Annotated in this window: 25 protein-coding genes; 13 read left to right on the top strand and 12 right to left on the bottom strand. The window is 70.6% G+C overall.

Annotated features, from left to right (window positions below; genetic code table 11):
- Nucleotides 1-29: 29 nt before the first annotated feature.
- A complete protein-coding gene (gene ligD, locus ACIBEJ_RS18070; protein ID WP_397183858.1) occupies nt 30-935 on the top strand; it encodes a non-homologous end-joining DNA ligase in 906 nt (301 codons plus the stop codon).
- Nucleotides 936-960: 25 nt separating this feature from the next.
- On the opposite strand, the gene ACIBEJ_RS18065 is transcribed toward ligD, so the two are convergent.
- The gene (locus ACIBEJ_RS18065) at nt 961-2,043 is read right to left on the bottom strand and encodes an FAD-dependent monooxygenase (RefSeq protein WP_397183857.1); all 1,083 of its coding nucleotides are present in this window, start codon (nt 2,041-2,043) and stop codon (nt 961-963) included.
- Nucleotides 2,044-2,154: 111 nt separating this feature from the next.
- Here ACIBEJ_RS18065 and ACIBEJ_RS18060 point away from each other — a divergent pair, with 111 nt between their 5' ends.
- Nucleotides 2,155-3,063, top strand: a complete 909-nt coding sequence (locus ACIBEJ_RS18060; protein WP_397183856.1) for a TetR/AcrR family transcriptional regulator C-terminal domain-containing protein — start codon at nt 2,155-2,157, stop codon at nt 3,061-3,063.
- A 70-nt stretch (nt 3,064-3,133) separates the two neighbouring features.
- Here ACIBEJ_RS18060 and ACIBEJ_RS18055 read toward each other — a convergent pair whose 3' ends face one another.
- Nucleotides 3,134-3,868 (bottom strand): alanyl-tRNA editing protein, encoded by a 735-nt coding sequence (locus tag ACIBEJ_RS18055; RefSeq protein ID WP_397183855.1) that lies wholly within the window; start codon nt 3,866-3,868, stop codon nt 3,134-3,136.
- Nucleotides 3,869-4,036: 168 nt separating this feature from the next.
- Here ACIBEJ_RS18055 and ACIBEJ_RS18050 point away from each other — a divergent pair, with 168 nt between their 5' ends.
- Nucleotides 4,037-4,600, top strand: a complete 564-nt coding sequence (locus ACIBEJ_RS18050) for an SGNH/GDSL hydrolase family protein (RefSeq protein ID WP_397184322.1) — start codon at nt 4,037-4,039, stop codon at nt 4,598-4,600.
- On the opposite strand, the gene ACIBEJ_RS18045 is transcribed toward ACIBEJ_RS18050, so the two are convergent.
- The 5 genes from ACIBEJ_RS18045 to ACIBEJ_RS18025 form a co-directional block, all read right to left on the bottom strand.
- The gene (locus tag ACIBEJ_RS18045) at nt 4,585-4,950 is read right to left on the bottom strand and encodes a DUF2516 family protein (RefSeq protein WP_397183854.1); all 366 of its coding nucleotides are present in this window, start codon (nt 4,948-4,950) and stop codon (nt 4,585-4,587) included. The two genes, ACIBEJ_RS18050 and ACIBEJ_RS18045, sit on opposite strands and share 16 nt — an antisense overlap.
- A gap of 110 nt (nt 4,951-5,060) precedes the next feature.
- The gene (locus ACIBEJ_RS18040) at nt 5,061-5,480 is read right to left on the bottom strand and encodes a hypothetical protein (protein ID WP_397183853.1); all 420 of its coding nucleotides are present in this window, start codon (nt 5,478-5,480) and stop codon (nt 5,061-5,063) included.
- Between the two features lie 3 nt (nt 5,481-5,483).
- A complete protein-coding gene (locus ACIBEJ_RS18035; RefSeq protein WP_397183852.1) occupies nt 5,484-5,975 on the bottom strand; it encodes a helix-turn-helix domain-containing protein in 492 nt (163 codons plus the stop codon).
- 60 nt (nt 5,976-6,035) lie between these two features.
- Nucleotides 6,036-6,944 carry a M56 family metallopeptidase gene (locus tag ACIBEJ_RS18030; RefSeq protein WP_397183851.1) on the bottom strand — a complete coding sequence of 303 codons (909 nt, stop codon included), beginning with the start codon at nt 6,942-6,944 and terminating at the stop codon, nt 6,036-6,038.
- Complete coding sequence (locus ACIBEJ_RS18025) at nt 6,941-7,297, bottom strand: BlaI/MecI/CopY family transcriptional regulator (RefSeq protein ID WP_397183850.1); 357 nt, start codon at nt 7,295-7,297, stop codon at nt 6,941-6,943. The genes ACIBEJ_RS18030 and ACIBEJ_RS18025 overlap by 4 nt, the downstream gene beginning before the upstream one ends.
- Nucleotides 7,298-7,351: 54 nt before the next feature.
- On the opposite strand from ACIBEJ_RS18025, the gene ACIBEJ_RS18020 reads away from it, so the two are divergent.
- Entirely contained in the window at nt 7,352-7,876 is a 525-nt protein-coding gene (locus ACIBEJ_RS18020) for an O-acetyl-ADP-ribose deacetylase (RefSeq protein WP_397183849.1), read from the top strand.
- A 40-nt stretch (nt 7,877-7,916) separates the two neighbouring features.
- On the opposite strand, the gene ACIBEJ_RS18015 is transcribed toward ACIBEJ_RS18020, so the two are convergent.
- On the bottom strand, nt 7,917-8,702 hold the full coding sequence (locus ACIBEJ_RS18015; RefSeq protein ID WP_397183848.1) for a class I SAM-dependent methyltransferase: 786 nt from the start codon (nt 8,700-8,702) through the stop codon (nt 7,917-7,919).
- Nucleotides 8,695-9,438, bottom strand: coding sequence for an SDR family NAD(P)-dependent oxidoreductase (locus tag ACIBEJ_RS18010; protein ID WP_397183847.1), 744 nt, complete (start codon nt 9,436-9,438; stop codon nt 8,695-8,697). The genes ACIBEJ_RS18015 and ACIBEJ_RS18010 overlap by 8 nt, the downstream gene beginning before the upstream one ends.
- A 133-nt stretch (nt 9,439-9,571) precedes the next feature.
- On the opposite strand from ACIBEJ_RS18010, the gene mshA reads away from it, so the two are divergent.
- From mshA to ACIBEJ_RS17995, 3 genes are read left to right on the top strand one after another with little or no spacing between them, the layout of a single operon-like run.
- Nucleotides 9,572-10,855 (top strand): D-inositol-3-phosphate glycosyltransferase, encoded by a 1,284-nt coding sequence (gene mshA / locus ACIBEJ_RS18005; protein ID WP_397183846.1) that lies wholly within the window; start codon nt 9,572-9,574, stop codon nt 10,853-10,855.
- A gap of 10 nt (nt 10,856-10,865) precedes the next feature.
- Nucleotides 10,866-11,351 carry a YbjN domain-containing protein gene (locus ACIBEJ_RS18000; protein ID WP_397183845.1) on the top strand — a complete coding sequence of 162 codons (486 nt, stop codon included), beginning with the start codon at nt 10,866-10,868 and terminating at the stop codon, nt 11,349-11,351.
- A gap of 10 nt (nt 11,352-11,361) precedes the next feature.
- Nucleotides 11,362-12,099 (top strand): phosphoglyceromutase, encoded by a 738-nt coding sequence (locus ACIBEJ_RS17995; protein WP_397183844.1) that lies wholly within the window; start codon nt 11,362-11,364, stop codon nt 12,097-12,099.
- Between the two features lie 48 nt (nt 12,100-12,147).
- On the opposite strand, the gene phoU is transcribed toward ACIBEJ_RS17995, so the two are convergent.
- The gene (gene phoU / locus ACIBEJ_RS17990) at nt 12,148-12,792 is read right to left on the bottom strand and encodes a phosphate signaling complex protein PhoU (RefSeq protein ID WP_397183843.1); all 645 of its coding nucleotides are present in this window, start codon (nt 12,790-12,792) and stop codon (nt 12,148-12,150) included.
- Between the two features lie 124 nt (nt 12,793-12,916).
- Here phoU and ACIBEJ_RS17985 point away from each other — a divergent pair, with 124 nt between their 5' ends.
- Together ACIBEJ_RS17985 and ACIBEJ_RS17980 are read left to right on the top strand one after the other, a co-directional pair.
- Nucleotides 12,917-14,095 carry a sensor histidine kinase gene (locus tag ACIBEJ_RS17985; RefSeq protein ID WP_397183842.1) on the top strand — a complete coding sequence of 393 codons (1,179 nt, stop codon included), beginning with the start codon at nt 12,917-12,919 and terminating at the stop codon, nt 14,093-14,095.
- Nucleotides 14,092-14,784: a response regulator gene (locus ACIBEJ_RS17980; protein WP_397183841.1), complete on the top strand. Its 693-nt coding sequence runs from the start codon at nt 14,092-14,094 to the stop codon at nt 14,782-14,784. The genes ACIBEJ_RS17985 and ACIBEJ_RS17980 overlap by 4 nt, the downstream gene beginning before the upstream one ends.
- Before the next feature lie 46 nt (nt 14,785-14,830).
- Here ACIBEJ_RS17980 and ACIBEJ_RS17975 read toward each other — a convergent pair whose 3' ends face one another.
- On the bottom strand, nt 14,831-15,403 hold the full coding sequence (locus ACIBEJ_RS17975; RefSeq protein WP_397183840.1) for a copper chaperone PCu(A)C: 573 nt from the start codon (nt 15,401-15,403) through the stop codon (nt 14,831-14,833).
- A gap of 242 nt (nt 15,404-15,645) precedes the next feature.
- On the opposite strand from ACIBEJ_RS17975, the gene ACIBEJ_RS17970 reads away from it, so the two are divergent.
- The 4 genes from ACIBEJ_RS17970 to ACIBEJ_RS17955 all read left to right on the top strand — a co-directional run bounded on the left by ACIBEJ_RS17970 (nt 15,646) and on the right by ACIBEJ_RS17955 (nt 17,401).
- Nucleotides 15,646-16,128 carry a CarD family transcriptional regulator gene (locus ACIBEJ_RS17970; RefSeq protein ID WP_030451583.1) on the top strand — a complete coding sequence of 161 codons (483 nt, stop codon included), beginning with the start codon at nt 15,646-15,648 and terminating at the stop codon, nt 16,126-16,128.
- A gap of 17 nt (nt 16,129-16,145) precedes the next feature.
- Nucleotides 16,146-16,607, top strand: coding sequence for a 2-C-methyl-D-erythritol 2,4-cyclodiphosphate synthase (gene ispF / locus ACIBEJ_RS17965; RefSeq protein ID WP_397183839.1), 462 nt, complete (start codon nt 16,146-16,148; stop codon nt 16,605-16,607).
- Between the two features lie 163 nt (nt 16,608-16,770).
- Nucleotides 16,771-17,058, top strand: a complete 288-nt coding sequence (locus tag ACIBEJ_RS17960) for a GlsB/YeaQ/YmgE family stress response membrane protein (RefSeq protein WP_397183838.1) — start codon at nt 16,771-16,773, stop codon at nt 17,056-17,058.
- A 73-nt stretch (nt 17,059-17,131) separates the two neighbouring features.
- The gene (locus ACIBEJ_RS17955) at nt 17,132-17,401 is read left to right on the top strand and encodes a GlsB/YeaQ/YmgE family stress response membrane protein (RefSeq protein WP_397183837.1); all 270 of its coding nucleotides are present in this window, start codon (nt 17,132-17,134) and stop codon (nt 17,399-17,401) included.
- Here the strand turns inward: ACIBEJ_RS17955 and ACIBEJ_RS17950 are convergent.
- On the bottom strand, nt 17,398-18,576 hold the full coding sequence (locus tag ACIBEJ_RS17950; RefSeq protein WP_397183836.1) for a fumarylacetoacetate hydrolase family protein: 1,179 nt from the start codon (nt 18,574-18,576) through the stop codon (nt 17,398-17,400). The two genes, ACIBEJ_RS17955 and ACIBEJ_RS17950, sit on opposite strands and share 4 nt — an antisense overlap.
- Nucleotides 18,577-18,600: the final 24 nt, after the last annotated feature.

The raw sequence follows: 18,600 nt of genomic DNA, 5'->3' as shown, positions 1-18,600 counted from the left end.
TGGCAGGGGTATGCCTCTGACCAGGGGGAATGATGCTGATCAGGCCGATGCTGGCCGTCAGCGGGGAGCTGCCCATCGCCGCGCGGGAGGCGGCCTGGGCCGCAGAGTTCAAGTGGGACGGGGTACGCGCCGTCGCCTATCTGCTCGACGGGGAGGCACGCCTGCTCTCGCGCAACGACCGCGAGGTGACGGGCGCCTATCCGGAGCTCCGCGCTGACCTGGCCGGCGAACGGAACATGGTGCTGGACGGCGAGGTCGTCGCGCTGGACGAGGCGGGGGCGCCCGACTTCGGGCTGCTCCAGTCGCGCATGCACGTGCGAACGCCGAGCCGGTCGCTGCTGGCCACGGTGCCGGTGGTGTATCACGCGTTCGACGTGCTGCACCTGGACGGGCGTTCGACGTTGCGCATGCCGTACGAGCGAAGACGGGCTTTGCTGGAGGAGCTGGCCCTGGACCGGGGGCGGGTGCGGGTGCCGCCGTCGTTCCCCGGCAGCGCCCGCGTGGTCATGGACGTGGCCCGCGAGCACGGGCTGGAGGGCATCGTCTGCAAGCGGCTCGACTCGCCCTACCTGCCCGGCCGGCGCAGCGAGCTGTGGATCAAGGTCAAGATCACGCTGATGCTCGACGTGCTGGTCGGCGGATGGAAGCCGGGCGAGGGCCGCCGTTCCGGGCTGATCGGGTCGCTGCTGGTGGGGGTGCCGGGGGCCGGGGGGCTGCGGTACGTGGGTCACGTGGGCACCGGCTTCACCGAGCGCATGCTGCGTGACCTCGCGCGGCGCATGGCGCCGCTGGCCCGGCCCACCTCGCCGTTCGCGGGGACGGCGCCGGAGCCCGCCCACTGGGTGGACCCCCAGTTGGCGGGCGAGGTCGAGTACGCCGGCTGGACCAGGGACGGCGTCCTGCGCCACCCCACCTGGCGCGGCCTCACAGAATGATCGCGCCGGCCGCCTGGGCGCGGTCTCACAGAGTGATCGCGTCGGCCGCGCGCCGCACGCTCTCCTCGGGCGCGGGCCCGGTCGGGTTCTCCTTGGCGAGCGCCTGGTTGAGCGCCACGAACTCGCTCATCCGCTCCTGGTAGCGCCCGAACCCGCCGCCCGCCGCCATCTCCTCGGCCAGCACGTACGCTCCCACCATCGCCAGGCTGGTCCCCTGCCCCGACTTGGGCGAGGCGCAGTAGGCCGCGTCGCCCACGAGCGCCACCCGGCCCCTGTGCCACTGGGGGAGGTGCACCTGCGCCATCACGTCGAAGTAGAAGTCGCCGGCCGCCCACATCGCCTCCAGCAGCTTGGGCGCGATCCAGCGCAGCTCCCCGCACGCCTCGGCGAGCAGCCGCTTCTGCTGCCCGATGTCGCGGTGGTCGTAGGCGATCGGCCCGGCCTCGAAGCCGAGGTTCACCACCAGCTCGCCGCCGTCCCTGGCCGGATAGAGGCCGAAGCCGGCCGCGCCCTCGCGGTGCCAAACCTGCCAGCGGTCCAGGCCCAGGAAGTTCTCGGTGCGGAACAGCCCGACGTAGGTGCCGAGGTGCTCGACGTGGCGCCCCTCCTCGCCGAAGACGAGCGCGCGGGTGTTGGAGTGCAGCCCGTCCGCCCCGACCACCGCGTCGAACGTGCGCGGCGCGCTCCTCTCGAACCTCACCTGTACGGCGGAGCCGTCGTCGTCGAGCGAGACGATCGAGTCACCCCACAGGATCTCCACACCCTCGACGGCGCCCAGCAGCAGCCCCATCAGGTCCTCGCGCATGATCTCGATGTCCGGGCTGTCCAGGCGCCCCCCGCTGAAGGTGGACTCCTCCGAGCGCATCACCTCGTTGCCGTCGCCGTCCATCACGGACATGCCCAGCATCTCCGTCCTGAGCGACCTGGCCGCCTCCAGGAGCCCCATGCGCTCGGCGACGGTCAGCGCGGCGCCGCGTACGTCGATGGCCTGCCCGCCGCCCCGCGGCGCGGGCGCCCGCTCGACCAGGGTGACCCGGACGCCGCGCTCGCGCAGCCAGTAGGCCAGGACGGTGCCGCCGACGCTCGCTCCGGACACGAGAACGTTCACGATGCTTCTCCATTCAGTCGTTGACGCTGTACGCAAACTGAATGTACAGAGTACGCACAGCTCGTGCAACTGCGATTTCTGCTAGCTTCTGTACTAGAACAGGAGGCGCACATGACCCCGCCCTACGCCCGGATCGTGGCCGACGTCAAACGGCGCGTCGCGGAAGGCGAGCTGAAGCCAGGCGACAGGATCCCCTCCACGCGCGCCCTGGCCCGCGACTGGAACGTCGCGCTGGCCACGGCCGCCAAGGCGCTGACCCTGCTGGCCCAGGAAGGCGTGATCACCTCCGAGCCCCGCGTCGGCAGCACCGTCGCCGGCGCGGACCCCGCCCGCGAGCGTGTCCCCACGCACTCCGACCTCACCCGCGAGCGGATCGTCCGCGTCGCCATCGAGATCGCCGACGCCGAGGGCCTGGCCGCCCTGTCCATGCGCGGCATCGCCGCGAGGACCGGCGCCGCCACCATGTCCCTCTACCGGCACGTGGGGGGCAAGGAGGACCTGGTCAGGCTGATGGCCGACGCCGCCTACGGGGAGTTCGGCTACCCGGACCCGTCACCCGAGGGCTGGCGGGCCCGCTTCGAACTGTCGGCGCGCGGCCTGTGGGGCCTCTACCGGCGCCACCCCTGGCTGCCGCACGTCACCGCGCTGACCAGGCCGCTGGTCGTGCCCAACCTGATGCGGCACGCGGAGTATTTGCTGGCCGCCCTGGACGGCTCCGAGCTCGACGCGCCGACCAGGCAGAACATTCACGTGCTCGTCTACAACTACGTGCAGGGCGTGGCCGTACACCTGGAGCGGGAGGCCCAGCAGGACGCGGCGGGCGGCATGGGCGACGACGAGTGGATGGCGGCGCAGGGTCCCGGCCTGGCGGCCATCCGGGATTCGGGCGCCTACCCGCACTTCTCCGCCGTCATCGCCGGGCTGGGCGACGACTACGACCTCGACCTCGACGCCTTTTTCGAGTTCGGCCTGACCCCGCTCCTCAACGGCCTGGCGACCATCATCGAACCCTCGGCATGACAGGCCGGCCGCTGCCTCAGGCGCGTAGGCCGGGCGGGCTCGGCTGATCTACGCGGCGGGCGGGTGAGGGTCAGTCGGAGATCGCGATGCGCAGGCGGCGGAAGCCCTTGCCCTTGCTCTCGATCTTGGTGACCTTGATCCGGCCGATCTGCGACGTGGAGCCCACGTGGGTGCCGCCGTCGGCCTGGGTGTCGAGGCCCACGATGTCGACGATGCGCACCTCCTCGACCTCCTCCGGGACGAGGTTGGTGGCGGTGCGGATGATGTCGGGGATGTCGAACGCCTCCTTGCGCGGCAGCACCCGGATGTCGATGCGCCGGTCGGCGGAGATCTCGGCGTTGCAGGCGTCCTCGACCGCCTCCTTGAAGCCCGGCGGCACCTCGGGCAGGTTGAAGTCCATGCGGGCGGTGAACGGCTCCATGTTGCCGCCCGTGACCAGCGAGCCGTAGTCGCGGAAGACCACCCCGCACAGCACGTGCAGCCCCGAGTGCGTGCGCATCAGCGCCGAACGCCGCTCGTCGGCCACCGCGGCGCGCACCACCGTGCCCACCGGGGGCACCGGGTCGCCCTCGGCCGGAATCAGGTGGAGATCGTCGCCTTTGCGCACCCCGGCGATCCGGGTTTCCACGCCCAGCCAGAGCAGAACTCCGTGATCGGCCGGCTGACCCCCGCCGCCTGGGTAGAATGCCGACCTGCTCAAGACGATCCCGTCGGGCGCCGAGTCAAGCACGACAGCCTCGAATTCGCGCAGGTTCTGGTCGGACAGCTCGAGACGCTCAGTGCGCCCGTAGAGGTCGGAGCTCATGTCCGGCAGCTTAGAGCCCGTGAGGTGGTCATGCGCGGCCTGATGCATCGACAGGTGATCGCACCGACCGCACTGATGATGGTGATTTGCACCGGATGTGGCAGTGCGGCGGGCGAGACGGCCGCGCCGGAACCGACCCCGGTCCAGCAGAGGTCCACACCCGTGCTCATGTTCGTCGGCGACAGCTTCACCGTCGGCTCCGGCCCCGTGCCGACCTGGGGCTCCTACGCCGCCGAGACCGCCCGCCTGCTCGGCTGGCAGCCCGTCATCGCCGGCGCCGGCGGCACCGGCTACCTCAACAGGGGTCGCGTCGGCCGCAGCTTCCAGGACTCCTTCGACGCCGAGCTGTCCTGGCGCCCCGCCCCCGACCTGTTCGTCATCTCCGGCGGCCACAACGACCGCCGCTGGCCCCTGCGGAGCGTACGGCGGGCCGCCGCCGGTCTCCTCTGGACCGCCCGCGCACGCTGGCCGGAGACCCGCGTGGTCATGGTCGGCCCGATCTGGCTGGCCGACGCCCCGCCCAAGGCCTATGCCGTGCGCGACGCCCTGGCCGAGGTCGCCGCCCGCGAGGGCGTCACCTTCCTCGACCCGCTGAAGCAGCGCTGGGTGACCGGCCGCCGCTCGGAGGTCCTGCTACCCGACGGCGTCCATCCCACCTTCACCGGCCACGCCCGCCTGGCCCGGTGGCTGTCGGACGCGCTGGGCGCTCAGGCGGCTCACCAGGGGCCGTAGGGGCCGTTGTTGCCGCCCCTGCCCATGCCCTTCACCGCGGGCTTGACGTCCACGATGTACACCGTGGCCGCGATCACCGCGAGGATCGAGAAGATGCCCACGCCGATGCCGATGAACGCGACCCCGCCGACCACCAGGAAGGCGTTGAGGTAGGACCAGGCCCCGGCGGCGGAGAACAGGGTCGCCAGCCCGAGGATCAGCAGCCACAGGTTCTTCTGCAGCTTGCCCGCCGAGACGAACGCGTTCGCCGGCACCCGGACCGCGTGGATCAGTGCGTAGACCGACATGCCGAAGATGCCAGCGGCCAGCACCAGGAAGAGAAGGTTGAGAACGCCGTTGATCATACTCATGTTGGCTCCGCCCCAGGCTGCGTTGTCGGGCCCAGCCTAGTGCGCAACTCGGGCACGCGGGCAACGAAAGAGCCCGCCCCGGAACGGGACGGGCTCCTCGCGCCGCACGCTCAGGCCTTGGCCTTGGGGGTGCGGGTGGTCTTCTTGGCGGGAGTGACGGGGGTGGCGACGGCCGGCTCGGCGGCCTCGGAGACCTCCTCCAGCTCCAGCGCGGCCTCACCGCTGACCTTGCTGACGACCTTGCGGCCGCGGCTGGCGAACTCCTCGTAGACCTCGGTGGCCTTGAGGCCCAGCTCGTCGGCGTAGGCGCGGGCCTTCTCGGGGAAGTCCTTGGCGAAGCCCTCGGCCCTGCCGGTGAGCACGCGGGCCCGCTCGGGCAGGTCCTTGGCGATCTCGGTGCGGCGGGCCTGCAGCCTCTGGAGCTGCTCGGGCAGCTCGCGCAGCTTCTCCACCGCGTAGTCGCCGGCGCCCGCGACCGCGTAAAAAGGCTTGGACTCTGTCAGCTTCTTGACCTCGGTTGCAAGCGTCATGGGTTAACCTTCCCTCGTTTCCTGGTTGACGTTTTCGTTGCCCGCACCCGCCGCGAAGGGCTCCAACGCGGCGAGGTAGTCCTCGGGCAGCGGGTCGTCGTCCGATTCCGGATCACGCTGGGGACGGGCATTCTGGGAGGGCTGCTCGTCTCCGGCGTGGTTCTCCTTGCGGAACGACTCGTAGATGTCGATGAGCACCTGGCGTTGCCGCCCGGTGAGATGCGTGTCGGCCCGGATCGCCGCTTCGACGTCGCTCGGCGGCTCTTTGTCCTCGATGAGACCCGCCTGCACGTAGAGCGCCTGCGCCGAGATGTGGAGACCCTTGGCGATCTGGTTGAGGATCTCCGCGCTCGGCTTGCGCAGCCCGCGCTCGATCTGGCTGAGGTAGGGGTTGGAGACCCCCGCCGCGGCGGCGAGCTGGCGAAGAGAGATCTTCGCCTGCTGCCGTTGCTCGCGGATGTACTCGCCGATCGAGCCGACCTTGGGCAGTGCCATGCCCACAGTCTGCCCCATGGTGCTTGCAATTGCAAACGCAGAGCTAGCAGATGCAAGCGGTCAGAGCGGGATGACCCACAGGCTGGCGGCGGAGACCAGGAGCGCGGCCGACAGGCCCAGGTAGCCGTAGCGGTGGTGGGGTCGCAGGTCGGGATCCGGCTTGACCAGGCGGTTCACGCGGGCCATGACGTTGGCGGCGGTCACGCTGCCCAGCATCCCGTGCGGAGCGGGCAGGGCGCCGGCCGTACCGAAGCGCAGGAGGGCGGTGGCGAGGCGGCGGGCCGAGCAGTAGCGGCGGGCACGGTCGTCGGCGGCCATCTCCACGAGCAGCTCGACCTGGGCCTGGGCGTCGCGCACGACCTTCGACCAGGGCAGCACGCGGCGCAGCGCGCCGAACGGCAGCAGCACCAGGTCGTGGCGCTCGCGCACGTGCGCGGCCTCGTGGGCGAGCACGGCGGTCAGCTCGTCGTCGGACAGCAGTTCCATGGCGCCCGCGCTGATCACGACCTGCGAGCGCAGGCCGGGCACGCAGTAGGCGGCGGCGCCGGGGTGGTCGAGCACGCGCACGCCGGGCACGAACGGGTCGTCGCGCGCGATGAGCGCCAGCAGGATGCGGTGGCGGCGCCGGGCGCGCAGGGCCTGCGCCATCGCGGTCAGCGTCACGGCCACCAGTACGGCCAGCGCGGTCAGCCCCGCGATCAGGGCGAACAGATGCGGCGGATCCCAGGGCTCCACCGGTGCGCGGCCCTGCGCCACGGCGATCAGCCCGTGCAGCAGCCCGCTGTTGTACGGCTGGACGGCATAGGCCAGCATCGCGCCGGTGGTCGCCAGCCCCCAGGCCAGCCCGAGCGCCTGCCACAGGACGATGGCCACGCGGGGCGCCCGATAGGTCCAGCGCGCGGAGGTGAAACGCCAGGCGCCGAGCGCGCACGCGGTCGCGAGCGCAGCCAACGCGGTGGCGGTGATCACTCGTCCTCCAGCTCCGTAAGGGCCTTGCGCAGGATCTCCGCCTCGGAGGCGGGGACCGCCTGGGCGAAGCGGGTCAGGGCGGCCGATCGGTCGCCCGTCATCTCCAGAGCCTCCAGCATAAGCTCGGCGATGTACGAGTCGCGGCTTTCCGCCGGTTCGTACCGCCACGCGCGCCCGTCGCGGATGCGGCTGAGGAAGCCCTTGCGGGTAAGACGGTCCAGGACGGTCATGACCGTCGTGGGGGCGAGGTCGCGTTCGGCGATGAGCCGGCCGACCTCGCGGGCTGTCAGCGGGCTGCTCTGCGCCCAGAGGATGTCCATGATGCTGCGCTCAAGCTCGCCAAGACCCTTCACACGCTCCAGCGTAGTACTACAGGTTGTCGAGCAGCCATTCGGGAGGCCGGTGAGATGGACATCACTCTGGTACAGGGAGATATCACCACGCAGGAGGTGGACGTGGTGGTGAACGCCGCGAACTCCTCGCTCATGGGCGGTGGCGGGGTGGACGGCGCCATCCACCGGCGCGGCGGCCCCGAGATCCTGGAGGAGTGCCGGCGGCTGCGCGCCGCGCGCTACAGGGACGGTCTGCCCACCGGTCAGGCCGTCGCCACGACCGCCGGGCGGCTGCCCGCGCGCTGGGTCGTCCACACGGTCGGTCCCGTGTACACGCGGGAGGAGGACCGCTCGGCGCTGCTCGCCTCCTGTTACCGGGAGTCGCTGCGGGTGGCCGACGAGCTCGGCGCGCGCACGGTCGCCTTCCCGGCGATCTCCACGGGCCTGTACGGCTGGCCGATGGCCGATGCCGCCGGGATCGCGCTGAAAGCCGTCTCATCAGCCGGGACGTCGGTGGTGGAGGCGAGGTTCGTGCTGTTCGACGCCCCCGCTTACACCACCTTCCACGACTTGATTATGAAATTTGCCAGGAAATCGTGACATCTGGCGACTTGTCGGGTGAGGGAGGGGGTGAGGAAGATCAGCCAATGGCCGACCAGGGGATGGTCAGCTCCCCGAGCCGCCACCTGGCCCGTCCACCCAGAGGCGCATGCTGGGGGACGGGCCAGGTGGCTCCCAGCACCTCCACCGCCGCCAGCCAGCGCTGACGCAGGCCGTGCGCGCCATAGGCGGCGCTGACCGCCCACGCGTGGTCCCAGTCCTTGAGGAAGGCGTGGACGCGCTCACCGGGCACGTTGCGGTGGATGAGCGTCTTGGGCAGCCGGTCGGCCAGGTCCGAGGGCCGCTCGAAGGCGTCGAACCTGGCCGAGAACGTCAGCGTCCGCGGGCCGTGCCCGTCCAGGCCCGCCCAGACCGCCCGGTGCCCGACCTCGGAGCAGGTGCCCTCGACCAGCACGCCGCCGGGCGCGAGCCGGGAGCACAGCTCCTGCCAGTAGTGCCACGCGTCGGCCTCGCCGTACTGGCGAAGGACGTTGAAGGCGCGCACCACGTCGGGCGGGCGCGGGACCGGCAGCTCGAAGCCGCCCAGCCGGAAGGACAACCCGTCGCGCTCGTACGGCCTGGCCAGCGCCACCCGCGCCGGGTCGATCTCGATGCCGATCACCTCGACGTCGGGACGTATCCTGCGCAACCGGGTGAACAGCTCCAGCGTGGTCGTGTGCGAGGCGCCGTAGCCGAGATCGACCACCAGCGGGCGGGCGGCGGCGCGCAGGACGTGCCCGTGCGCGGCGGCGAGCCAGCGATCGGCCCTGCGCAGCCGGTTGTACCCGGTGGTGCCCCTGGTGATCTCCCCGACCGGCCTACGCACTTACGCGGTGCACCTTGTGCTGGGCTGCCTGGGCGCGGGGGCGGATGACGAGGCGGTCGACGTTGACGTGCGCCGGGCGGGTGACGCACCAGGCGATCGCGTCGGCCACGTCGTCGGAGGTCAGCGGGTCGGGCACGCCGGCGTAGACGCGGGCGGCGGCCTCGGAGTCGCCCCTGAACCTGGTCACCGCGAACCCCTCGCTGTGCACCATCCCCGGCGCGATCTCGATGACGCGCACCGGGCTGCCGACCAGTTCGAGGCGCAGAGTCTCGACCATGGCCGTCTGGGCGTGCTTGGCCGCGCAGTAGCCGCCGCCGCCCTCGTAGGAGACCAGGCCGGCCGTGGACGTCAGCATCACCAGCACCCCGTCGCCGGACTCGACCAGCTTCGGCAGGATCGCCTGCGTCATCCTGAGCGAGCCGAGGACGTTGGTGTCGTACATGTTCTGCCAGTCCGCCAGCCGGGCGTCGGCCACGCTCTCCATCCCGAGCGCGCCGCCCGCGTTGTTGACCAGCACGTCGCAGCGCTCCACGGCGGACACGAAGGCGGTCACGGACGCGTCGGAGGTGACGTCGAGCTCCAGCGCCCTGACGCCGGGGACCTCGGCGGCCAGCTTCTCCAGCCGCTCCAGGCGCCTGGCGCCCGCCACGACCTCGTACCCCTCCGCGGCCAGCCGCCGCGCGGTCGCCGCCCCGATGCCGCTGCTCGCTCCGGTCACCACTGCCGTCTTCGTCATGCGCCCATCCTTCCACGCACGCCCAGGCCCACTCCTGGCCATGGCTTGGGCAGGGGTACCCCTGTTTTCCGGCTTGTCGGTGTTTGTCGGGAATGCGACATAGGTCTGTCTGGTTGTAGCCGGGTTGGAGGTGGTGACGTTGAGGCGTCGACGGGTCAACCGCGTGGCGACCATCAGCATGCACACATCCCCCCTGGACCAGCCGGGCACCGGCGACGCGGGCGGGATGAACGTCTACATCGTCGAGTCGGCCAGAAGGCTGGCCGAGCTGGGCGTCGAGGTGGAGATCTTCACCCGGCAGACCGGCAGTGCCCTGCCGCCGGTGGCGGAGATCGCGCCGGGCGTCTCCGTCAGGCACGTGACGGCCGGGCCGTACGAGGAGCTCGACCGCGCCGACATGCCAGGACAGCTCTGCGCGTTCCTGTCCGGCGTGCTCAGGACCGAGGCCATGTACGACCCGGGCCGCTACGACGTCATCCACTCCCACTACTGGCTGTCCGGCCAGGTCGGCTGGCTGGCCAAGGAGCGCTGGGGCGTGCCGCTGGTCCACACCATGCACACCATGGCCAAGGTCAAGAACCTCCTGCTCGCCGCCGGCGACCGTCCCGAGCCGCCCGCCCGCGTGCTCGGCGAGGAGCAGGTGGTCGAGGTCGCCGACCGTCTCGTGGCCAACACCTCCGACGAGGCGCGCGAGCTCAGGGAGCTGTACGGCGCGCCCGCCGAGCGCGTGGCCGTCGTCAACCCGGGCGTCAACCTGACCGTGTTCCAGCCCGCCTCGCAGGGCGCCGCCCGGCGCCGGCTGGGCGTGCGGCAGGACGCGCACCTGCTGCTGTTCGTGGGCAGGATCCAGCCGCTCAAGGCCCCCGACGTGCTCCTGCGCGCCGCCGCCCGCATGCTGATCGAGGACCCCTCGCTGCGCGATCGCCTGGTCGTCGCCTGCGTCGGCGGGCCCTCCGGCAACGGCCTGGCCCGCCCCGACGTCCTGGTCGACCTGGCCGCGGAGCTGGGCATCGCCGACGTGGTCCGCCTCGTGCCGCCCGCGCCGCAGGAGGAGCTGGCCGACTGGTACCGGGCCGCCGACGTGACCGTGGTGCCCTCCCACAGCGAGTCCTTCGGCCTCGTCGCCCTGGAGTCCCAGGCTTGCGGCACCCCGGTGGCCGCGGCGTCGGTGGGCGGGCTGCGCACCGCCGTACGCGACGGAGTTTCCGGGCTGCTCGTCGACGGCCACGACCCGCACGACTGGGCGCTGGCGCTGCGGCGCTTCGTCACCGCACCGCGCTGGCGCGACGGCCTCGCCTCCGGGGCGCGCGCCCACGCCGCCGCCTTCGGCTGGCAGAGCACCGCCTCGCGCCTCATGGAGGTGTACGCGGGCGCGATGGCCCACCTCCACCGGATGCCGGTCGCGGTCAACTCGTAGGGTGTCAGGCATGCGCGAGGTTGTGGAGGCGGCGCTGAAGGCCGCCGAGGTGCCCTTCGAGGAGGAACGGCCGGGCGCCTTCGTGGTCACCCTGCCCGGCAGACGCAAGCTCGCCACCGTCACCTGGCTGGTGCTGGGCGACCAGGCGATGCTGGTGGAGGCGTTCTTCTGCCGCCAGCCCGACGAGAACCACGCCGAGTTCTACCGCTTCCTGCTGTCGAAGAACGGCGGCATGTACGGCGTGCACTTCGCCCTCGACCCCGTCGGCGACGTCTACCTGGTCGGCAGGATCGCCCTCGACGCCGTCAGCGAGCAGGAGATCGACCGCCTGCTCGGCTGCGTCCTGACGTACTCCGACGACTGGTTCAACAAGGCGCTCGAACTGGGCTTCGCCTCGACGATCAAGCGCGAGTGGGAGTGGCGGGTCAAACGGGGCGAGTCGCTCAAGAACCTCCAGGCGTTCGCCCACTTCGCCGACCCCGACCCCGGCTCCTAAGATTGTCGCCATGGCGACTTTGGTGCTGCTACGGCATGGCGAGAGCGATTGGAACGCCAAGGGGCTGTTCACCGGCTGGGTGGACGTGAGCCTTTCGGCCAAGGGCGAGGAGGAGGCCAGGCGCGGCGGGCGCCTCCTGACCGAGGCCGGCGTGCTGCCGGACGTGGTCCACACGAGCCTGCTCGACCGGGCCATCCAGACCGCGCAGCTCGCGCTGGGCGCGGCCGGGCTGGCGTGGCTGCCGGTCCGGCGCTCCTGGCGGCTGAACGAGCGCCACTACGGCGCGCTGCAGGGCAAGAACAAGGCGCAGACGCGCGAGGAGTTCGGCGAGGAGCAGTTCATGCTGTGGCGCCGCTCCTACGACACCCCGCCGCCACCGATCGCCGACGACGACGAGTACTCGCAGGCCGGCGACGCCCGCTACGCGAACCTGCCGAGCGAGCTGCAGCCGCGTACCGAGTGCCTGAAGGACGTGGTGGAGCGCATGCTGCCGTACTGGTACGACGCGATCGTGCCGGATCTGGCGGCGGGCCGTACCGTGCTGGTGGCCGCGCACGGGAACTCGCTGCGCGCGCTCGTCAAGCACCTCGACGGCATCTCCGACGCCGACATCGCGGGGCTGAACATCCCGACCGGCATCCCCCTGGTCTACGACCTGGACGCCGACTACAAGCCCGTCAAGAGCTCCTACCTCGACCCGGAGGCGGCCAAGGCGGCCATCGAGGCCGTGGCCAACCAGGGTCGCTGAAAGCTCCTCGGGGCTACCCGCCGGCGCGGGTAGCCCCGATCCGGTCTTCTAGCCGGGGCGGGAGCCGGTGACGAGGTAGACCACGTCGCGGGCGACCCGTACCGAATGGTCGGCGTATCGCTCGTAGTAGCGGCCGATCAGCGTTATGTCGATCGCCGGCTCCACGCCGTGCGACCACTCCTTGGACAGGATCTTGCGGAACAGCTTCCTGTGCAGCCTGTCCATCGCGTCGTCGTCCTGCTCCAGCTCCAGCGCGGACTCCACGTCACGCGAGGCGACGGAACTGCCCGCCTTGGTGATGAGGTTCTCCGCGATCTGGCCCATCTCCAGGATGGTCGAGCGCATCTCCGGCGGGATGGCCGAGTCCGGGTGACGCAGCCGCGCGACCTTGGCCACGTGCCCGGCCAGGTCGCCCATGCGTTCCAGGTCGGTGCCCATGCGCAGTGCGGTGATCACCATGCGGAGGTCGACGGCGACCGGCTGCTGCCGCGCCATCAGCTCGAAGATGGTGGTCTCGATCTCCGCGAAGATCCTGTTCACCTCCTCGTCACGGGAGATGACGCTCTCGGCAAGCTGCAGATCGGCATCGAGGAGAGCAGTGGTGGCCCGCGAGATCGCGGACCGGACAAGCCTGGTCATTTCCACCAGCTTGTCCGTGAGGGAATCGAGTTCTTCATGGTACGCGTCGCGCATGTCGTCACGGTACGGGTGGATCTGTGAACGAACCCCGACCGCAAGGTGAACTTTCCGGGAAAGGACCGTTCATCCGCAGGTGGAAGGGTCTGCTGCGCCTGCCGGGCCACCTACCATCGAAGACATGAGTGAGATGGCCCTGAGCTTCGCGGCCCTGGCCGGCTTCGTCGTGGGAGCCGTGGCCGTCCTCTTCTATCGCAACCAGATCGAGACGCGCGCCAGAGACGAGGACACCGACGACAACGAGACCGGTGCCCTGCCGCAGGGCGTCGCCTCGGTCCTCGCGGTGCTGCCCTCCTCCGCCGTCGTCCTCGACGCCCACGACCGGGTGCTGCGCGCCAGCTCCGCCGCCCGCGCCTTCGGGCTGGTCAAGGGCGACCGGCTCATGGCCGCCGAACTCCTCGCGCTCGCCCGCCAGGTCCGCCGCGACGGCGAGATCAGGGAGAGCGAGATCGACGTGGCCGGGCACAAGTTCGGCCAGGAGACCACCTGCTTCGCCGTGCGCGTGGCCCCGCTGGGCTCCCACGGGCAGGTCCTGGTGCTGGCCGAGGACCAGACCGAGCGCCGCAGGGTCGAGGCGGTGCGCCGCGACTTCGTCGCCAACGTCAGCCACGAGCTCAAGACCCCCGTCGGCGCGCTCAGCCTGCTGGCCGAGACCATCCAGGACGCCGCCGACGACCCCGAGGCCGTCACCCGCTTCGCCGGCCGCATGCAGCACGAGGCGGCCAGGCTCACCTACCTCGTCCAGGACCTGATCACGCTCAGCAGGATCCAGGGCGCCGAACCCATCCCCACCCCCGGCCAGGTCGCCATCGACGAGGCCGTCAACGACGCCATAGACCACTGCAACACCAAGGCCGTCGCCAAGGACATCACCCTCGTCTCCGGCGGCACGGAAGGGCTGCGCATCTGGGGCGACGACGAACTCCTCGTCACCGCCCTGCGCAACCTCATCTCCAACGCCATCGCCTACAGCCCCGAGCACACCAGGGTCGTCGTCAGCGTCAGGCCGGCCGGCGACTCCGTCGAGATCAGCGTGAGCGACCAGGGCATCGGCATCCCGGAAGAGGCTCTGGAGCGCATCTTCGAGCGCTTCTTCCGCGTCGACGCCGCCCGCTCGCGCGCGACCGGCGGCACCGGCCTGGGCCTGGCCATCGTCAAGCACGTCGCCGTCGCCCACGCGGGCGAGGTGTCCGTGTGGAGCAAGGAAGGCTCCGGCTCGACCTTCACCCTCCGCCTGCCCGCGTTCGGCGGGACGGCGGTAGCTGTACCACCCTCGATTCCCCTGGAGGCAGTCCAATGACCCGAGTTCTCGTAGTTGAGGATGAGGAGTCGTTCTCCGACGCCCTTTCGTACATGCTCCGCAAGGAGGGCTTCGAGGTCTCCGTCGCCGCGACCGGCCCCGAAGCGCTGGACACCTTCGACCGCAACGGCGCCGACCTGGTCCTGCTCGACCTGATGCTCCCCGGACTGCCCGGCACCGAGGTCTGCCGCTCGCTGCGCCAGCGCTCCAAGGTCCCGGTCATCATGCTCACCGCCAAGGACAGTGAGATCGACAAGGTGGTGGGGCTGGAGCTGGGCGCCGACGACTACGTCACCAAGCCCTTTTCCTCCCGCGAGCTCGTCGCCCGCATCCGGGCCGTGCTGCGCCGCCAGGGTGACGTCGTGGAGGAGCTGGAGAGCGCCGTGCTGGCGGTCGGCCCGGTCCGCATGGACGTCGACCGGCACGTGGTCGCGGTGCGCGGCGAGCAGATCCAGCTGCCGCTGAAGGAGTTCGAGCTACTTGAGGTGCTGCTGCGCAACGCCGGCCGGGTGCTGACCCGCGGGCAGCTCATCGACCGCGTGTGGGGCGCCGACTACGTGGGCGACACCAAGACGCTCGACGTGCACGTGAAGCGGCTGCGGGCCAAGATCGAGGCCGACCCGTCCAACCCCCGCTGCATCCTGACGGTGCGGGGTCTCGGCTACAAGTTCGACGCCGTCGAGGAGTGACCTTCTCCGGTACGGCGGGCCGCCCGCCGTACCGGAGTGGAGGCTTCTAGTGGCCGCCGGTGGTGGCCGAGTGGCTGGCCGACGGCGTCGGCGTGGGCGCGGGAGTGGCGCCCGGGGCCGCCGGGTAGGCGGCGAACTCGCGGCTGCGGGTCACCACGGGCACGTGCATCTCCACCTGGCCCGCCTTGGCGAACTGGATGGACAGGCGCACGCTCTCGCCGCCGTGGAGCGGCTTGGACAGGCCCTGGATGATGATCTGGGGCGTCGGCTTGCCCGTGCTGGTGAGCACGCCGGCCGGGATGTTGACGGGCGCCGCCAGCTTGGCCGCGCCGACGTCGGAGTTGACGGCCTGGATCGAGTCGCCGGCCTGGCTGACCACGTTGAGGTAGACGGGCGCCTGGCCGCCCTGGGCGAGCTGTGCGCCCGCGTCGGGGCCGAGGATGAATGCCTGGGGGATCTGGACGCCGCGGGCGCCGTACGCGCCGTTCTCGATGAGGGCACCGGCCTCGACGGGTGCGTACGGCTTGTTGGTGTTGGCGTCGAACCCAGCGGCACAGCCGGCCAGCACGGGGGCCGCGAGGAACGCGGCGGCGGCGACAATCCAGCGACGGCTGGTCACGGGGGTAACTCCTAGGTCTCGCGCGTGCGTGTGAGTGGGCAGCGCCCACCATATCCGGCCTATTCCATGGTCATATCCGCACCCCCGCAGGTCATTCGGTATGTCAGCATTTGTGATTCACAGAGTTGAAGGGATGTCAACCCCTAATATGCGGCTTTGACCTGCAGTTATGATGATTTCACTGTTCCGGGAGGCTGTGGATGCGTGGTACCCTGGAGTACAGCGGAAGGGGTACTTGTCACATGACTTTCCAGGTCGGCGACACTGTCGTCTACCCCCACCATGGGGCTGCTCGGATCGAAGCAATCACGACCCGAACCATCAAGGGTGAGGAAAAGACCTACCTGGTGCTCAAGGTCGACAAGGGCGACCTAACCGTCCAGGTGCCAGCAGAAAACGCAGAACTTGTCGGCGTACGTGATGTTGTCGGCCAGGAAGGCCTCGAGCGGGTTTTCGACGTTCTTCGGATGCCGCACACCGAGGAGCCGACCAACTGGTCTCGCCGTTACAAGGCCAATCTCGAGAAGCTCGCTTCCGGTGATGTCAACAAGGTCGCCGAGGTGGTTCGGGACCTGTGGCGGAGGGACCGCGAGCGCGGCCTTTCCGCGGGTGAGAAGCGCATGCTCGCCAAGGCCAGGCAGATTCTCGTGAGCGAGCTCGCACTCGCCGAGAAGACCAATGAGGACAAGGCCGAGGCCCTGCTCGACGAGGTTCTCAACTCCTGAACGCGCAACTTCCCCGGGTGGGCGTCGGTATCGACGTCCACCCGTTCGCATCTGGGCGGGAACTGTATCTCGCCGGCCTGCACTGGCCGGGCGAGACCGGGCTCGACGGCCACTCCGACGCCGACGCGGTCGCCCACGCGGCCTGCAACGCGCTGCTGTCGGCGGCCGGCATGGGCGACCTCGGCGCCGTCTTCGGCACCTCCGACCCGCGCTGGGCGGGCGCCTCGGGCGCGGCGCTGCTGGAGGAGACCGTGCGCCGGGTGCGCGCGGAGGGCTTCCAGATCGGCAACGTGGCCGTCCAGGTGGTCGGAAACCGGCCCAAGCTGGCCCCGCGGCGCGCGGAGGCGGAGAAGGTCCTCAGCGCGATCGTGGGCGCCCCGGTGAGCGTCTCGGCGGCGACGACCGACGGGCTCGGCTTCACCGGCAGGGGCGAGGGAATCGGTGCGATCGCCACGGCTCTCGTGGTGAACCTTACGTAGCCGTAAGGCGTCTTATGTCGGGATGCGTTGAGGGTATCCCGGCTCAGGAGTGCGGCGGTCCGTCACTGGCGCGGTACGGACCGCCGCGCTTCCCATGCGTAGCTCTCCGTGTTGTCGGGTAAACCCTTTGTGAAGCGGCAAGTGGATCTGGGGGGACCTTGTCATGATCGGAGCCATCGTCTCGGCGATCGTCATCGGTGCCATCGTCGGCGCGCTCGGCCGGCTGCTGGTGCCCGGCAAGCAGAACATGTCCATGGGCCTGACCCTCATCGTCGGCATCGTGGCCGCGCTGCTGGGCACGCTGATCGCCCACGTGTTCGGCTGGGCCGACACCCGCGGCATCGACTGGCTCGAGCACATCCTCCAGCTCGCCCTCGCCGTTCTCGGCGTCTGGCTGATCGCCCGCATGCAGGCCGGTCGCGGCTCGGGAACTTCAGGTCCGGTCGCTTAGGCATATTCGCCGGCGTCGGGGTAGGCGTGCCTCCCTGAGCGTGAAGAGCTCACGTTCACTGGGAGGTGCCCACATGACCATCGAGTCCATCCTCGGCGCCATTGTGATCGGCGCGGTGATAGGCGCAATCGGCCGCCTGCTGATTCCTGGCAGGCAGCCCATCGGGTGGATCCTCACCATCGTCGTAGGCATCGTCGCAGCCCTGGTCGGCACGCTCATCGCCCAGGTGCTCGGCGTGGAGACCACCCGCGGCATCGACTGGATCGAGCTGGTGATGCAGGTGGTCCTGGCGGTCGTCGGCGTCGGCCTCGTCGCGGGGCTGCGCCGGGGCAGCAGAACCTAGACGGCGGGATAGACGGTCCCCGCGACCGAGCCGAACCCCAGGCGCGACCCATCGGCCGCGGGGACGGAGGCGGTGATGCGCACCGCGTCGCCGTCCCGCAAGAAGACCCGCTCGGAGCCGTCAGGCATCCCGAGCGGGTCTCTGCCGTTCCAGGTGAGGTCCAGGAGCGTGCTGGCGCCCCCGACGGGTCCCGTGGTCAGAAGATCGCCCGTGCGCACCGGAGCGCCCGTCACAGCGGCGTGCGCGAGCATCTGGGCTCCGGTCCAGTACTGGCCCTTGTAGTTCGGCCTGCCGATCGTCTGGCCGTTCAGCCGGATGTCCAGCTCGGCCTTGACGGCGGCGTCCTCCTTGATCGTCAGGTAGGCCGAGGGCTCGGGGTCCTGGATCGGCTGGGCCGTGCGCGCGTGGTTGAGGGCCGACAGCGGCACCACCCACGGCGAGATCGACACCATGAACGCCTGCCCCAGGAACGGGCCCATCGGGCGCGCCTCGCAGGCCATCAGGTCCCAGGCCCGCCACGCGTTCACCAGCACCGCGCCGAAGACGTGGGCGGGGAAGTCGGCCGTGGCCAAGGGGTACGGCGGCGCCGACGGCGTCCCGACCACGTATCCGATCTCGGCCGACAGGTCCAGCTTGGCCGTCGGGCCCACCTGGCCGTCGCGGAGCTGGCCGCTCGGGCGCACGACCGGCGTCCCGGAGACGGTGACGGCGGCGGCCCTGCCGTACTGGCCGACGGGCATCTGCCGCCACGTGCGGGGCAGCGGGTCGCGCTCGGGCGGCATGAACATGCGGCCCACGTTCGTGGCGTGCTCCAGCGAGGTCTGGAACAGCATCAGGTCCGCCACGTTGATCGGCAGGTGCAGCCGCACCTCCTTCAGCGGCGTCAGCGCCGGGATGATGTGCGGCCTGCGGCGCTCGTCGGTGAGCAGTTCGAGCAGCTCGGCGCGGACCTTGTGCCACACCCTCGGCCCCGCGGCCAGGAAGGAGTTGAGCGTGCCGCTGGCGAACCAGTACGCCGGCGGCAGAGAACCCTGTGTTGTGAGCAGGTGCATGTCGATGACGTAGTCGCCGATCGCCACCCCCACCCGTGGAAGCTCGCCGCGGCGTGAGAACACGCCGAACGGCAGGTTGAGGAGAGGGAAATCAGTTCCCTCGGGGACCGGTACCCACGACATGATCGCCACGGGTGGCTGATTCCC

The organism is Nonomuraea sp. NPDC050790, assembly GCF_044456745.1.
In the GTDB taxonomy this organism is placed as follows: Bacteria; Actinomycetota; Actinomycetes; order Streptosporangiales; family Streptosporangiaceae; genus Nonomuraea.
The sequence above is the reverse complement of the archived record's forward strand: the minus strand, read 5'-3'. Positions and strand labels throughout refer to the sequence as shown.

Excerpts from the sequence above, each read along its gene's own strand:
- ACIBEJ_RS17970 (WP_030451583.1), top strand. The coding sequence starts at position 15,646 with ATGACTTTCCAGGTCGGCGACACTGTCGTCTACCCCCACCATGGGGCT.
- ACIBEJ_RS18040 (WP_397183853.1), bottom strand. The coding sequence starts at position 5,480 with ATGACGCTTGCAACCGAGGTCAAGAAGCTGACAGAGTCCAAGCCTTTT.
- ACIBEJ_RS17950 (WP_397183836.1), bottom strand. The coding sequence starts at position 18,576 with ATGTCGTGGGTACCGGTCCCCGAGGGAACTGATTTCCCTCTCCTCAAC.
- ACIBEJ_RS17980 (WP_397183841.1), top strand. The coding sequence starts at position 14,092 with ATGACCCGAGTTCTCGTAGTTGAGGATGAGGAGTCGTTCTCCGACGCC.
- phoU (WP_397183843.1), bottom strand. The coding sequence starts at position 12,792 with ATGCGCGACGCGTACCATGAAGAACTCGATTCCCTCACGGACAAGCTG.
- ACIBEJ_RS18000 (WP_397183845.1), top strand. The coding sequence starts at position 10,866 with ATGCGCGAGGTTGTGGAGGCGGCGCTGAAGGCCGCCGAGGTGCCCTTC.
- ACIBEJ_RS17985 (WP_397183842.1), top strand. The coding sequence starts at position 12,917 with ATGAGTGAGATGGCCCTGAGCTTCGCGGCCCTGGCCGGCTTCGTCGTG.
- ACIBEJ_RS18060 (WP_397183856.1), top strand. The coding sequence starts at position 2,155 with ATGACCCCGCCCTACGCCCGGATCGTGGCCGACGTCAAACGGCGCGTC.
- ACIBEJ_RS18050 (WP_397184322.1), top strand. The coding sequence starts at position 4,037 with ATGTTCGTCGGCGACAGCTTCACCGTCGGCTCCGGCCCCGTGCCGACC.
- ACIBEJ_RS17960 (WP_397183838.1), top strand. The coding sequence starts at position 16,771 with ATGATCGGAGCCATCGTCTCGGCGATCGTCATCGGTGCCATCGTCGGC.
- ACIBEJ_RS18010 (WP_397183847.1), bottom strand. The coding sequence starts at position 9,438 with ATGACGAAGACGGCAGTGGTGACCGGAGCGAGCAGCGGCATCGGGGCG.
- ACIBEJ_RS18020 (WP_397183849.1), top strand. The coding sequence starts at position 7,352 with ATGGACATCACTCTGGTACAGGGAGATATCACCACGCAGGAGGTGGAC.
- ACIBEJ_RS17995 (WP_397183844.1), top strand. The coding sequence starts at position 11,362 with ATGGCGACTTTGGTGCTGCTACGGCATGGCGAGAGCGATTGGAACGCC.
- ACIBEJ_RS18045 (WP_397183854.1), bottom strand. The coding sequence starts at position 4,950 with ATGAGTATGATCAACGGCGTTCTCAACCTTCTCTTCCTGGTGCTGGCC.
- ligD (WP_397183858.1), top strand. The coding sequence starts at position 30 with ATGATGCTGATCAGGCCGATGCTGGCCGTCAGCGGGGAGCTGCCCATC.
- ACIBEJ_RS18035 (WP_397183852.1), bottom strand. The coding sequence starts at position 5,975 with ATGGCACTGCCCAAGGTCGGCTCGATCGGCGAGTACATCCGCGAGCAA.
- ACIBEJ_RS18055 (WP_397183855.1), bottom strand. The coding sequence starts at position 3,868 with ATGAGCTCCGACCTCTACGGGCGCACTGAGCGTCTCGAGCTGTCCGAC.
- ACIBEJ_RS17955 (WP_397183837.1), top strand. The coding sequence starts at position 17,132 with ATGACCATCGAGTCCATCCTCGGCGCCATTGTGATCGGCGCGGTGATA.